11 protein-coding genes are annotated in these 15,119 nt (G+C 44.5%); 6 read left to right on the top strand and 5 right to left on the bottom strand.

Annotated features, from left to right (window positions below):
- The first annotated feature begins 15 nt into the window (after positions 1-15).
- The gene (locus H6571_11205) at positions 16-2,559 is read left to right on the top strand and encodes a T9SS type A sorting domain-containing protein (protein ID MCB9324292.1); all 2,544 of its coding nucleotides are present in this window, start codon (positions 16-18) and stop codon (positions 2,557-2,559) included.
- A gap of 288 nt (positions 2,560-2,847) precedes the next feature.
- Here H6571_11205 and H6571_11200 read toward each other — a convergent pair whose 3' ends face one another.
- From H6571_11200 to pgmB, 4 genes are all read right to left on the bottom strand, one after another.
- A complete protein-coding gene (locus H6571_11200; protein MCB9324291.1) occupies positions 2,848-4,152 on the bottom strand; it encodes an MFS transporter in 1,305 nt (434 codons plus the stop codon).
- A gap of 208 nt (positions 4,153-4,360) precedes the next feature.
- A complete protein-coding gene (locus H6571_11195) occupies positions 4,361-5,734 on the bottom strand; it encodes an alpha-glucosidase C-terminal domain-containing protein (GenBank protein ID MCB9324290.1) in 1,374 nt (457 codons plus the stop codon).
- Positions 5,735-5,774: 40 nt separating this feature from the next.
- Positions 5,775-8,087: a glycoside hydrolase family 65 protein gene (locus H6571_11190; GenBank protein MCB9324289.1), complete on the bottom strand. Its 2,313-nt coding sequence runs from the start codon at positions 8,085-8,087 to the stop codon at positions 5,775-5,777.
- Entirely contained in the window at positions 8,084-8,761 is a 678-nt protein-coding gene (gene pgmB / locus H6571_11185) for a beta-phosphoglucomutase (protein ID MCB9324288.1), read from the bottom strand. Before pgmB ends, H6571_11190 begins: the two co-directional genes overlap by 4 nt.
- Positions 8,762-8,938: 177 nt before the next feature.
- On the opposite strand from pgmB, the gene H6571_11180 reads away from it, so the two are divergent.
- On the top strand, positions 8,939-10,345 hold the full coding sequence (locus tag H6571_11180; GenBank protein ID MCB9324287.1) for an MBL fold metallo-hydrolase: 1,407 nt from the start codon (positions 8,939-8,941) through the stop codon (positions 10,343-10,345).
- Positions 10,346-10,542: 197 nt separating this feature from the next.
- On the opposite strand, the gene H6571_11175 is transcribed toward H6571_11180, so the two are convergent.
- On the bottom strand, positions 10,543-11,100 hold the full coding sequence (locus tag H6571_11175; GenBank protein MCB9324286.1) for a putative metal-dependent hydrolase: 558 nt from the start codon (positions 11,098-11,100) through the stop codon (positions 10,543-10,545).
- Between the two features lie 208 nt (positions 11,101-11,308).
- On the opposite strand from H6571_11175, the gene H6571_11170 reads away from it, so the two are divergent.
- The 4 genes from H6571_11170 to H6571_11155 are packed head-to-tail and all read left to right on the top strand — an operon-like array spanning position 11,309 to position 15,080.
- Entirely contained in the window at positions 11,309-12,208 is a 900-nt protein-coding gene (locus H6571_11170) for a MerR family transcriptional regulator (protein MCB9324285.1), read from the top strand.
- Between the two features lie 46 nt (positions 12,209-12,254).
- Entirely contained in the window at positions 12,255-13,748 is a 1,494-nt protein-coding gene (crtI, locus tag H6571_11165; protein MCB9324284.1) for a phytoene desaturase, read from the top strand.
- Complete coding sequence (locus tag H6571_11160; protein ID MCB9324283.1) at positions 13,732-14,571, top strand: phytoene/squalene synthase family protein; 840 nt, start codon at positions 13,732-13,734, stop codon at positions 14,569-14,571. Before crtI ends, H6571_11160 begins: the two co-directional genes overlap by 17 nt.
- Positions 14,571-15,080, top strand: a complete 510-nt coding sequence (locus H6571_11155) for a hypothetical protein (protein ID MCB9324282.1) — start codon at positions 14,571-14,573, stop codon at positions 15,078-15,080. Before H6571_11160 ends, H6571_11155 begins: the two co-directional genes overlap by 1 nt.
- Positions 15,081-15,119 lie beyond the last annotated feature (39 nt).

Here is a 15,119-nt window from a genome sequence, read left to right as displayed (position 1 = left end):
TATTTAGTATCTAATATGAAAAAAATTATCCAACTTTTTGGACTTTTATTGTTGATTTTTTTTAATATTTCAGTACTCTTCGGGCAGGATTTTATGATGCAGGGCTGGTACTGGGATTATCCCAAAAAAGACTGTAACGGAGTGACCAATACGTGGGCAAGTGTATTACAGGGCCAGGTGAATAGCATCGCTAACGGAGGCTTTACCTACGTATGGTTGCCGCCGCCCACCAACGCCTCATTTGGTCAATGCAGCAACGGTTACGACCCAAGGGATATTTATGACCTGGGAGATGCAGCCCCAACGGGAATCGGAACGCGTACCGAACTGAACAATTTAATTTCAGCCCTCAATGGTGCCGGAATCGGGGCGGTGGCTGACGTAATCTATAATCACCGCGACGGTGGTGCTGCGGAGACCAACAACGCGGTCAAAGACTACATCACTACCCACTATCAATCCTTTAAAAATCCTTTCCCCTCTGATCGTTTTCGCTGTGTTTTACCATTGGGAGGTGCTTCGGGTAATGGGGCAGGAGATTATTATTTTAAGGTGAGTTCCAAAACGGGGGCCGCCCAGTTCGATAATTATGCCTATAAGGTCTATATGCAGACGAATACCGTTGGATGGCAGGGATTTGGCGATGGTTCTGAATTAGAACCCAATGGGGGGGGCGATTGTGGCACTCCCGGTAATGGTACCGTAATTACGCTGGGAGTTAATTTCAATGCCCATGTGGATTACGATCCTGACCCGATGGTGTGTAATGTGGATGAATTCAAACTCACCCTCAACCCGGGGGATTTTAACCCTGCAGGAGATAATTTATACATCTACCTCAGCAATACAGGAGGTTATTCTGACCACAGGATTTACGGCATCTGGAACGCTGCCGCCGCCGCTGATGTAGTTGGACAAATGGAGTACCAGACCTACACAGACTTTACAGCCATGCCCAGTGGACAGGGAAGCATGAATTTTGAGAATTTCAGGCCTAATACCACTACCACATCTTACGAACAACTCGATGGAGACTGGAACTCCATGTTGTTTTTCTACGATTACGATCAGAGTCAGGCCGTAACCCAGACTGCCCTTACAAACTGGACAAAGTGGTTGTGGAACAGCGTGGGCTTCCGAGGTTTTAGAATGGATGCGGTCAAGCATTTTGATCCTGCTTTCGTAGGGGACCTGATGGATAATCTACATTATAGCGGGATTAACCCGGGAATGGTGGTAGGGGAATATTTTGACGGCAACCCCGGAACGCTTAATAATTGGGTATCAAGTGTTGAAAGCAATATGGATCCTGCCACAAAAGCAGCCATTAAAGTGAGAGCCTTTGATTTCGGTCTCCGGAAGGAATTGAAAGATGTTTGCGACAATAACCACGATGCCAGGGATATTTACAACAGCGGCATGGTGGCCGCTGGCGCTAATGGGTATAATGTAATTACCTTTTTGAACAACCACGATTTAAGAAACGCATATGAGCCGGTTTGGAATGATCCTATGCTGGCCTATGCCTATTTGCTGACCAACAACCAGATTGGCTTGCCTTGTGTATTTTATGCTGAATATTTTGGCGTAAGGCCGAATACGGATTATCCTCCCGGGGTCAATTTAAAATCCCGCATCGATGAGCTAATCAGTTTGCATACCGATTATATATTTCAATCTCCGAAGGTGGACAATCTGAACCGCTACAGTACTCCGCACCACCAGTTTTTTAACTCGGGGGCGGCCAATAAATTATTGGTTTACCAGATGGCGGCCGGCCTTGCCGGAAAGGATGTCATCGTAGCCATTAACTTCGGCACTACCGCTGTGGATATGTGGCAGGGGGTCAATTTTGATGCGGACATGGATGGGAATAACAATTTTGGCGTAGGCCAAACCTTTACGGAAGTTACCAACAACTATTCCAGCAATACCACTCTGACCGTTTTTGCCCCGAATAACGATGTCAATATAAAATTGCCGGCCAAAAGTTATGCTGTCTGGTTACAGGATGCCACCCTGCCGGTTGAACTGCTGAGCTTTAAAGCAGAAGCAAAGGAATCGACAGTAAACCTCGTTTGGGAAACTGCCCATGAGCTGAATCTGGATCATTTTGAAATCCAGCGGTCAGGGGATGGAAAGACTTATGAGAAAATAGGATCTGTAACAGCAAAAGGTCAGGGGGATTACCAGTTTGTTGACCATGAAATGGTTTACAATACCAATATTTTTTACCGCCTTCGTATGGTGGATGTCGATGGCAGGTTTGATTTTTCGAAGGTAGAAACGGTTCGCCTGGAATCTCTGATCAATGAATTGGAGGTAGTTCCCAATCCGGTAAGCGACCTTTTTCATTTGACCTTCACAGCCTCCAAACCCAGTGGGGTGAAAATATTTGTGAGCAATACCCTTGGAGAAATTTTACAGACAATGGATAGGATTTCTCAAAAAGGACCGAATGACCTTTCTTTCGACCTGTCTGATCTGCCGGAAGGGGTGTATTTTCTCACCATCGAATCAGGAGGACAGCAATGGATGAAAAAACTGATTAAGGGGTAACGTGAGTGTGTATCCTGGCTTGGCAAGGAAATGGGCTGCAATCAGGTTTGGTTCTTTGCTTGGAATTGGCTCACCGATCGTTTGTCCATCTTTAATGAATGTAGATCAAGGTCATAATGGATTTAATTTGGCTATTTTTTTTTACATTTAGTGGAGCAGTGTAATGTTTGGCACAAAGGATAACGGAAAAAATCATCCCTCTAATCCTGAAAATCCTGATCCAGACAAAAAAAATCCCGAATTTTGACATATGCCAGAATTCGGGATTCACGTTGCATTTTAATGCTTCTATTCTGTGATCACAACATCGTCCTCATCTTTCACCCATCTCATCAGGAAGGCGGCAATGAACAAAGAGACACCACTTACTATGATGGCATAAATGGTGTTATTGTTGTAGAGGTATTTTACGAGAAAACCTCCGGTAATGGCATTTAAAATTTGCGGCAAAACGATAAAGAAATTAAAGATACCCATATAAACGCCCATTTTGTTGGTGGGAATAGATCCGGCCAGGATGGCGTAAGGCATGGCCAGAATACTTGCCCAGGCGATACCAACACCTACCATAGAAAGGATCAGCCAGTATTGATTTGGTGCGAAATAAATGGAGATCAATCCGATACCACCGATGATCAGTGACATGGCGTGCGTTTGTCTTCTGCCTATTTTTTTGGCAATGGCCGGCAGGAAGAATGCATAAATGGCGGATACCAGGTTGTACACTCCAAAGATAATACCCACCCAGTCTCCGGCATCCTGAAAAGCTTTACTGTGGTTATCATCTACCGGCAACCCGTAAATATGATGAGCGATGGCGGGGGTGGTAAAAACCCACATGCCGAATAAGGCAAACCAGGAGAAGAACTGAACCACCGCCAGTTGACGCATCGTCGTCGGCATGTTCGCAAAATCCTTGAAAATATTCCATAAACTGGCGTGTTCTTCTTCTTCAGCCACATGGCCATCTTCAAACTGGGTCATTTGCTCAGGAGGATATTCCGAGGTTTTGGATACCGTCCAGATAATGGTGATAATGAGTACGATAGCTCCGGTCAGGAAGGAGAGGATCAGGCTTAAAGGTACAACACCCTCAGGCGCTTCATTGCTGATATGCAGCACCGAAGTCACAAACCAGGGTAACCAGGAGCCTACAACGGCTCCAAATCCGATCAGGATGGTCTGCACGCTGAACCCCAGCGTACGTTGATCAGAAGGAAGCTTGTCGGCCACCAGGGCCCTAAAGGGTTCCATGGCTACGTTGAAAGAAGCATCCATGATCATCAACATCCCGGCACCTACCCAAAGTCCCGGCAAAAAGGTGGTCAATACGCCTGCGTTGGGCATGAAAATAAGCCCAACTGCTGCCAAAAGAGCACCTACCAAAAAGTAAGGCCTTCTTCTTCCCAGGCGGGTCCAGGTACGGTCACTGTAATACCCGATGATGGGCTGTACGATAAAACCGGTTAAAGGCGCTACGATCCAAAACCAACTCAACTCGTGAACATCTGCCCCGAGGATCTGCAAAATCCTGCTTGCATTGGCATTCTGTAGGGCAAAACCCATCTGGATGCCGAGGAAGCCAAAACTCATATTCCAGATGTCCCAAAAGCTGAGTCTCGGTTTCCTGGTCAATATTGCTGTGCTCATAATTTCTTAGTTTTTTTTTAAACAGGGGGTGAAAAATTACCCAACCTGCCATATTATGATGAAGTTACAGGTGTGAAAAATCGATTTTCCATCTTCTACATTGCATTTTCAACAAGGTCATTGAAAAATTGAGTTTTCACACCCCCCGGACTTATTTTGTTAAAACCAAATATCCACCGGAACCCAAGGTAAAACTTTTTTTGGTTTCCAGGTCAACTTCCTTTCCGGTAAATAGATCGGTCATTTTTGTGGGTTCAGCGTAACCTGTCAGACTGAACGATTGGTTTTTTTTGGAAAGATTCAACAGGACCAATACCTTTTGTTCACCTTTGGCTCTTTCAAAGGCGAATATTGAGTCGTCTTTTGAAGTAGGAATCCGTGTGGCCGGAGCACCGTAAGTACCGTTCCAGAGGGATTCGTTTTCGTGCTTCAGCTTCAGCAGGCTGGCATAAAAAGCCGATTTGGAAAGATCGGAAAAATCAATGGTGTCCTTTTCGAAAAAGCTTACGCGTTTGTTCAGCCCGGCTTCCTGACCGCTGTAGATCAGGGGCATGCCCTTTACGGTGAAGGCCAAAACGTTCATGGCATCGCCGAATGCTCCCATGCGTTCTGATATGGTGCCGTTCCAGGTATTTTCATCGTGGTTGGTCGTGAATTCCATCCGGTAATCCTCAGGTTTGTATTTTTCAGCATCTTCCTTCAGGTATGCCTCGATTTTGGCAACGGGTTCTTTACCTTGTGCAACAGCGTTCATAACGTGGTGGAATCCCCATCCATAGGTCATGTGGAAGCCGGCTTCATGGAGCCATGGTTCATCGGCTTCGGCCAGCATAAATACGTCTTTGAGGTTGTTCAGGTTGCCGATGGCTTCCATCCAGAAATCCTTGGGGACGTCCCCTGCCACGTCACAGCGGTAGCCATCGATATCCAAATCGCGTACCCAGTATTCCAGGGCATCGATCATGGCCTTTCTCATGTCTTCATTATCATAATTCAGGTCTGCTACATCGGTCCAATCGGTGCCTTTTGGATAAGTGATGTTGCCGGCTTCGTCCAGGGTGTACCAATCTTTGTGTTCCAACGCCCAGTTATTGTCGAATGCAGAGTGGTTGGCGACCCAGTCGAGGATGACTTTGAAACCCATAGCGTGGGCCTCATCGATAAAGCTTTTGAAATCTTCGGTCGTGCCGAAATCGGGATTGACAGCTTTGTAATCTTTTACTGCATACGGGCTACCCATGCTCCCTTTGCGGTTTTCGGCTCCAACCGGAAAGATAGGCATGAGCCATAAAATGTCCGCGCCCAGTTCCTTTAAACGGGGTAAATGCGCCTTAAAAGCATTAATGGTTCCTTCAGGGGTGTATTGCCGGATATTCACTTCATAAATATTGGCATTTTTAGACCATTCCGGAGCTGGTTTGAGAATCAGTTCGGGAGTTTCCGTTGCGATAACCGGTGCCGGTGTACTGTTTTTACACATGGTGGTGGTCAGAACGAGGAGCAGAAATAAAACTACTTTTTGCATAATGAATTATTTTAAGAAATTGATTTTGTCGGTTTTTTTATCATATAACATGTTCAAAAACATTTTTCCCGGGTTCGAGAATTTGTTTTTCACCATGAAGTAAAATCGTCATAGAGCTACTGTTGTCATTATTTATAGTTATAGCATCCTGTTGGACGTTTACCTTCACCTTATGTCCTCTGAAGCCGATGATAAAGGAATAACTTTTCCAGCTTTTGGGTAGAAACGGGGCCAGGAACAACTTATCTTCCCTGACACGCAATCCGCCAAAACCTTTTACAAAAGCTCCCCAGGTACCCGCCATGCTGGTGATATGACAGCCATCTTCTGTGTCATTGTTGAAATCATCGAGGTCCAGCCTTGCCGTGCGCATGAACAGCTCATAGGCTTTTTCTTCCTTGCCTATAGCCGCAGCCAGGATAGAATGCACGCAGGGAGAAAGCGATGATTCATGAACCGTCAGGGGTTCGTAAAAGTCAAAATTCCTTTTGATGGTTTCTTTGGAAAATTGATCTTCAAAGAAATACAATCCTTGTAAGACATCTGCCTGTTTGATGTAACATGATCTAAGGATGCGATCCCATGACCAGTGTTGAACAATAGGCAATTGGGCTGGATCCAGGTCGGCAACTGGAATGAGTTCTTTGTCGAGAAATCCTTCCTGCTGTAAAAAAATGCCTCGTTCCTTGTCTTCTGGTAAAAAGATATTTTCCGTAATGACAGACCATCTTTTTGCCGTAGCCTCCTCATCCAGGTTCAACCTGCCGAGCAGCGCAGCGAATTTTTGAGGTGCTTTTTGTTTGACTTCCTGCATGATCTCCATGGCGTATCTCATGCACCAACGGGCGACGAAAGAAGTGTACCAGTTGTTGTTGACATTGTTTTCAAACTCATTGGGGCCGGTCACCCCATGCATGACGTATTGTTGTTTGGCCTCTGAAAAATGTACGCGTTGGGCCCAGAACCGGGCAATGGCGATGAGCACTTCCAGTCCATAGTCAATGAGGTACTTCCGGTCGCCGGTATAACGAACAAAATCGTAAATGGCATAGGCAATAGCGCCGTTGCGGTGGACTTCCTCAAAGGTGATTTCCCATTCGTTATGGCATTCTTCTCCGTTCATGGTCACCATGGGATATAAGGCCGCACCTGAGTTAAAACCCAGTTTTTGGGCATTCTCAATAGCTTTCCCCAGGTGTTTGTAACGGTATAAAAGCAGGTTTCGGGCCACATCAGGTGGTGCGGTACTCAGGTAGAAAGGAAGACAGTACGCCTCGGTGTCCCAATAGGTGCTTCCGCCGTATTTCTCCCCCGTAAATCCCTTCGGACCGATGTTGAGCCGGTCGTCCTTGCCAGTATAGGTTTGGTTGAGTTGGAAAATATTAAAACGGATGGCCTGCTGTGCCGATACGTCTCCTTCAATGACGATATCATTGTGCGACCAGTTTTCTTCCCATTTTTCCGAATGTTCTCTTAGCAACTCTTCAAATCCTTTGGCTACCGCTTTTTCGACATTGCGCTTGCATGCCTCATCAATTTCCTTTTCATCGTAATAAAAGGAAGAAACCGTCGAGGCATATTTGACCAGGCGAACTTCATCTCCCGGAGTAACGGCCGTAGAAAATTTATGGCTGACGAGTTGTTCGTTTTCCGTCATTTTTTTGTTGGCTTCGAGGGGCTCACCATTTTTAAAAATCTGGTGACTCATGCCGCATGCGACAACAAATCTGGTGATTTTGGTTTCAGATTTTACCTGGCCATAATGCTCACCGATCTCCTGCGAAACCGGTGTCCAGAATCTTTGGTTGTAATTGGAATCCTGGTTGACCACATTGAAATCGAGGTAACTTTCGATTTCAAGGGTGCCGTCAAAATTATCCGCTTTAATGCTATAACTCAAGGCGCCGATCTCATCCTCTGCCAGGCTGTAGAAGCGAACGGCCGTTATACTGACCTCATTGCCATTGGCCATCCGGGCCGTAAACCTGCGCTCGAGAATACTGTGCTGCATATCCAGCACTCTTTCAAAAGCGAGCAGTTCGCATTGGTTCAGGTCTAGGACCTGGCCGTTGATTTTGATGTGCAACCCGATCCAGTTCACTGCATTGAGTACTTTGGCGAAATATTCCGGGTAACCGTTTTTCCACCAACCTACGCGGGTTTTATCGGGATAATAAATGCCGGCGATATAGTTCCCCCGGAGCATGTTACCCGAATAATCTTCCTCGAAATTGGCCCGCTGACCCATTTTGCCGTTACCGATACTGAAAATACTCTCTGAGTTGGCATGGTAGTCAGGATGGAAACCTTGCTCTATCAATTTCCAGGGGTCAATTTGGATGTACTGTTTCATATTTTTTCTAGGAGGCTCAATTGATAAATAAAATCTGAGAGGGTGAAGTGCTCGAAACCGGGAATGACAAAATCTGCATGCCCAAGTTGGTCTTCATGGCCCACCCCAACGCTATACATATGTGCCGCTTTGGCTGCGTCAATGCCTTTGGCTGCATCTTCAAAAACCAGTGATTTTTTGGCGGGAATATTTGCGAGTTGTGCCCCGAGGAGAAAAACTTCCGGGTCGGGCTTCCCTTTTTGGGTCATGGTGCCATCCACAATGGCGTCAAAAGCATCGGTCAGTTGGAGGCTGTCGAGGATCAGCCGGGCATTTTTACTGGCAGAGCCCAGGGCAATTTTTATTCCTGTTGCCTTGAGTTCCTGAAGGAAAGTCACTACGCCGGGCAGTGCATCGGCAGGAGTCAGATTCTCGATGAGTTTTACATACCAGTCATTTTTTCGGGTGGCTAATTCGGTTTTTTCCTTTTCCGTAAAAGATACGCCGGCCCATTCCAGGATGAGGTTCAACGATTGAACCCTGCTGACTCCCTTAAGGTGCTCATTTTTTGCTTCGGTCAGTTCGTAACCAAATTCGGCCGCCAGTTGCTTCCATGCAACGTAATGATATTTTGCCGTATCTACAATGACCCCATCAAGGTCAAAAATACATAGGGCGATAGGTATCTCTTCCATTTTTTTAAATTACTCAGTGGGTAAAGATAATGAAAAATAAACTTCATGTACAAAAAACACTAAGCCTTTTGTTGTGTAGGGGCACAAACCCTTTGGTAAAGCAGGAATTTTTTTATTATATTTGGGAGTTCTTGTCCCTATTGACAATAGTTATTTTAAGAAAATAAAATAAAAATCATGACAGTACAATTCTGCGGAGCAGCGCAAGAGGTAACCGGCAGCGCGCATTTGATAACGCTTTCTGACGGATTTAAAATATTGCTCGATTGCGGCATGTACCAGGGCAGCAGCAATGAATGGAAACACTTTAACGAAAACTGGCTTTTCAAACCTTCAGAGATAGGGTGCATGATATTGTCCCATGCTCATGTTGATCATAGTGGGCGGATTCCCAAACTTGTAAAAGACGGGTTCACGGGCCATATTATTTGCACCCATGCTACCCGAAGTCTTTGTGCTATTATGTTGCTTGACAGTGCTAAAATCCAGGAGCGTGATACAGAATATTACAATAAACGATTGGCCAAAAAAGGTAAAAAATTCGTCCCCAGGGAACCGCTTTACACCATGGATGATTCCAACGCCTGCATGGATAATTTTGTGGCTCATCCTTACGATAAATGGCTGAAAATACATAAAGGAGTTGAAGTATTGTTTCGGGATGCAGGTCATATCCTGGGCAGTGCAAGTGTAACTTTGCGGATTAAAGAAGGAGGCGTAACCCGTATGTTTGGTTTCTCAGGGGATGTAGGGCGCCCGAATCGGCCTATCCTTCGAGACCCGAAACCCATGCCGGAGGTGGAATACCTGATCTGTGAATCCACTTACGGAGATAAGGATCACGAAGGTGCCCCTAACGAGAGCAAAAAATTATTGGAAGTCATCAAACATACCTGTGTTGAAAAAAGAGGAAAACTCATCATTCCTGCTTTTAGTGTGGGGCGTACCCAGGAAATTGTTTATATGATGGACAAGATGGCGACGGAAGGCTTATTACCCAGGATTCCCGTGTATGTGGACAGTCCGTTGTCTGTCAACGCGACTACCATTTTCGGCGCCCACCCTGAGTGTTTTGATAATGACCTCAATGCTTACATGCTTATCGATGACAACCCCTTTGGATTCAACAACCTGACTTACATCAAGGATGTTGAAATGTCCAAAAGTCTGAATGAATCGGATGAGCCCTGTATTATCATAAGTTCTTCAGGCATGATGAATGCCGGACGCGTGAAACATCACCTCGCCAACAACATTGAAAATAAACGAAATACCATTCTCATTGTGGGGTATTGCTCCCCGGAAACTCCGGGCGGAAAACTGAGAGACGGCGTGGAAACCCTCCGGCTTTTTGGAGAGATGAAAATGGTGAAAGCAGAAATAATCGTCATGGACTCCTTCTCCGCACATGCCGACCGTGGGGAGTTGCTCAGTTTTATCCACAATCAACGCGGGCATGTAAAGAAAATTTTCCTCGTGCACGGTACGTTGGACCGCCAGGAAAAATTCAGGGACCTGCTGAATGAAAACGGTTTCCGCGATGTGGAAATCCCTGCTTTGGGGGATGAGGTGGAATTGAAATAGGGGGCTGGGTTGCTACATAATTCACGGAGGGAAGGCAATGGTATATTCAAGTGACACTCACTTGTGGTTCACTCTTTTGATTCAACAGGGAATGAAACTCCACATACAGTGAAAATTGCCAGAAAGAAAACCAATGATCCAATGATTCAGTTTGCTTTAATTAACTTTTTTCAAATCACCAACCCACCCTTCGGGGCCTATACAAAGTGAGTATCGCTTTCTGCCCCAAAATCCCCCTTAAACCTCAACGCCTGCTCCACATGCGCCAGGTGATGATTACAGTGCCAGGCATAAAGGGCAAGCGTTACTTCCAATGAAAACAGCCTGCCGTGTTCCGGGTGGATGAATTCCTTCTTGAGATCTTCAGCGCTGAGATGGTTCAGTAAAATGCTCCACCGCCGGTGCAAACCCTTGAGGATGGACAGGGAAGCCTGTATTTCAGCTTCGAGGTAATCCGGCATTTCTGCCCATAGGTTTTCGAAATAAGGTTTGATGGTGGGGCTGTCTTCGGTCAGGGCCAGTTTAAAACGGATGAAGCTGTTCATATGACTGTCGGCGCAATGGTGGACGACCTGTTGTATGGTCCAGCCGCCGGGGCGGTAGGGCCATAACAGTTGATCTTTGCGCAGCGGGTCAACTAAGGAAGATAACTTTGCCGGGAATTGAGCGATAACATTTTTCCATATTTCGAGGTCATTTTCTGTTATGGTTTCAGGTCTTTTGAACGGGCCGACCGGGTATTTTAGATTTTTCATGGTGTTTGATGTTTTGATGGAATAAAAAGGGGGCTGCCTTGATTGATCAAGGCTATACAATAATACGATGTTTTGATAGAAAGGATGGAAAACTGAGCGGACTTTGCCCGAAAATAAGCCCAATTGTTTTAAAAAGGACATTTTTTTGAACAATTGTTGCGAACAATCGTTATTTCTTTTACTTTTGTTAAACAAAAACAAAATAACATTGAACAATATAGCCACTATTTTTTCTATAAAAGACCTGGAGAACCTTTCGGGCATTAAAGCGCATACCATAAGAATTTGGGAAAAGCGATACAATATCCTTGAACCATTGAGGACGGATTCGAACATACGTTTTTACGATACGATAAATTTACAAAAACTCCTCAACGTCACTACTTTATACAATAACGGGCTTAAAATTTCCCGGATCGCGGAATTGAGTGAGGAAGAGCTCCAGCTCAAGGTGAGGGAATTTGCCTCAAAAGAAGCTAAGAAAGAAAATGCACTGGGCCCTTTGAAACTGGCTATGCTCAATTTTGATACTGCCTTATTTGAACAAACTTACAGTCGGTTAATAAAGGATAATTCATTCAGAAGCGTTTTCCTCGATGTATTCATTCCATTCCTGCACAACATAGGCCTGGAGTGGCAGTCCAACAATATCACTCCTGCGCACGAACATTTTATCTCCAACCTCATTAACCAAAAGTTACTCATCAATATTGAGCGAGTGCAACAAAATCCTGTTCAGCATAAAGACAAGGTTTTTGTTTTGTTTCTGCCCATGAATGAGATCCATGAATTTGGTTTGTTGTATCTTCATTATGAATTGTTGCTTAAAGGATGTCATTCCATCTATTTGGGCCAAAGTATTCCTATTGATAATTTGCCTACCTTCAAAGAAAGATATGCCAACGTGACTTACGTCAGTTATTTTACGGTAAAACCTGATCCTGATTATGTACTGGACTACCTGAAGGAATTTAATACTGAAGTGGCACCGGGGAATTCAAATGAATTTTGGCTTCTCGGTCGCAGAGTTCAGGATCTTGAAATGCCTAAATCCTTCGAAAACATCACCATTTTCAAAGATATTCAGACCCTACTTGAAAAAATTTAGAAATTTTTTTTGTTTTTGTTTAATCTTTTTTTAAATTTGTTAAACAATTATGAAAAAAATAAACATTATAGGATCAGGGTTCTCTTCACTTGCCGGGGCTTGTTACCTGGCACAGGCCGGTTTTGAGGTCAATGTTTTTGAAAAAAACGACCAGATCGGGGGAAGAGCGAGGTTATTCGAAACGAATGGCTTTAAATTTGACATGGGCCCCAGTTGGTACTGGATGCCGGATGTATTCGAGCGTTTTTTTAACGACTTCGGCAAACAAACTTCGGATTATTACGAACTGGTGCGGCTTTCTCCGGCGTACAAGGTATTTTTTGAAGACTCTACTTTCATTGATATCCCAAGCAGTGTAGCCGAAATCTATGACCTCTTCGAAAAGGAAGAGCCTGGAAGCGCTGCTCATTTGAAATCCTTTCTAAAGGAAGCGGAGTACAATTACGAAGTAGCCATCAAGGACCTGGTTTACAAACCTGGATTGTCTCCCATTGAGCTGGTGACCCCACAAACGGTGACCAAACTCAACCAGTTCGTGGCCACCATTCGCCAGAAAGTGAGAAAACGGTTTAAGAGCGAAAAACTCATTCAGATCCTTGAGTTTCCCGTATTGTTTCTGGGCGCAAAACCCCAGGATACGCCTGCTTTTTACAGTTTTATGAACTATGCTGATTTCGTTTTGGGAACCTGGTATCCCCAAGGAGGGATGTATAAGATTGTTGAAGCTTTCCAAACCCTGGCAGAATCCCTGGGTGTAAAAATCCACACCCATTCACCGGTGGAACAGATCATTACCCGGGATGGAAAAGCGATAGGGTTGATGATCAACGGGAAAGCACACCATGCTGACATTATCCTTAGCGGGGCAGACTACCACCATACAGAAACCCTTTTGGATCAGAAGGATCGGGTTTATTCAGAAAAATACTGGAGCAAAAAAACTTTTGCGCCTTCAGCCCTGCTTTTTTATGTGGGTTTTGATCAAAAATTATCTAATCTCACGCATCACAATTTGTTTTTTGATAAATCCTTTGATGCACACGCTGTAGAGATTTACGATCAACCAAAGTGGCCTGCAGATCCATTGTTTTATGCCAGTTTTCCGAGCATGACCGATGATACCGTAGCCCCTGCCGGTAAGGAAAACGGGTTCTTCTTAATACCGCTTGCACCGGATTTGACAGGGGATGATGAAGCCACCCGTGAAAAGTACTTCAATGCCATTATGGATCGTATGGAATTTCATACCGGCCAATCCATTCGGGAGCACATTCTTTTTAAGCACTCGTATTGTGTGGCCGATTTCAAAAAAGATTATCATTCTTATAAAGGCAATGCTTACGGCATGGCCAATACACTCAGACAGACCGCTTTTCTCAGACCGAGTATCAAAAGCAAAAAAGTTGAAAATCTTTACTTCACGGGGCAACTGACCGTGCCTGGCCCTGGAGTACCTCCTGCATTGATCTCTGGAAAGATCGTGGCAGAACAGATTATTAAAACCATGACAAAAAATCCAAAATATGTTGTCGATATTTGATCAATTATCCTACGACTGTAGCCGGAAGGTGACCAAATCCTACAGTACGTCCTTTTCGTCGGCAGTGAATATGCTGGCGCCTTCGATTCGCCCGGCCATACACAGCATTTATGGTTTTGTGCGTTTCGCGGATGAAATTGTGGACACTTTTCACCAATGGAATAAATCCTTTTTGCTGGATAAATTCGAGAAGGATTTTTACCTTGCCCTGGAAATGGGCATCAGTTTAAATCCTATTCTTCATTCCTTCCAGCAGACGGTAAGAGAATACGATATTGACCTGGACCTGATTGATGCTTTTATGAAAAGCATGAAAATGGACCTGACCAAAAAAGACTACCACACCAAAGCAGAATACGAGGAATACATTTACGGATCTGCCGATGTGGTAGGGTTGATGTGCCTGAAAGTTTTTGTAAATGGGGATGAAAAGAAATACGATGAGTTGAAAGAAAGCGCCATGCGTTTGGGGTCGGCGTTTCAAAAAGTAAATTTCCTGAGAGATCTCAAAAGTGACGTAGAACTGCTCAACAGGAGTTATTTCCCTAATGCTGACCTGAAAAACCTGGATCCTGCCACCAAACAGCAGATCATCGAGGAGATTGAGGAAGATTTTCATAAGGCTTATGAAGGCATCATTCATCTTCCGGCCACTTCGAAATTTGGGGTTTACACGGCTTTTGTTTATTACAAGCGTTTGCTGATGAAACTCAAAAATACCCCTTCGTCTGAAATATTGAGCACCCGGATCAGGGTGAATAATTACGCTAAAATGGGGCTGCTGATGAAATCTTATTTTAGCATCAAAATGAATTTGTTGTAATGCAGATGATATTGAGCCTTTCAGTCGTTTCCTGTTTTTTTCTTGGAAATTTCGGAATCCAGGGAACCATCAGGGCTGATTTTCACGAAAAGGAACCCGATGAACAACGCCTGGAAACGATTATCAACGAAAAAGGGTATGAAGATTCCCCGTTGACAGCGGCATACAAGGGACTTTGTGAAACCATGATGGCCAAATATGCTTTTATGCCGACGTCTAAATTGCGGTATTTTAACAATGGAAAAAGCAAAATCGAATCCGCCATCCGGGCACAAAAGGATAATCCTGAATTGAGGTACATAAGGCTGATGGTTCAACTGAACGCCCCTGCGCTTTTAGGATATTACGGACAGGTTTCCGGGGATATCGATTTTTTTATCAATGGTGTTCAAAATTATGGCATCGATAAAAAGTGGATCGTCCTTTTTACGGATAATTTGCTTCGGGGAGAAAACCTGAAACCTGAAGACAAGGTAAAACTATTAGGCTTTAAAAAAGGCCTTCGATGAAAAACCATTTTTTAAGCAAGTATAATTGTTTAATTTAGC

The organism is Lewinellaceae bacterium, assembly GCA_020636105.1.
Taxonomy (GTDB): domain Bacteria; phylum Bacteroidota; class Bacteroidia; order Chitinophagales; family Saprospiraceae; genus BCD1.
This window is presented reverse-complemented; position numbering and strand designations above follow the sequence as displayed.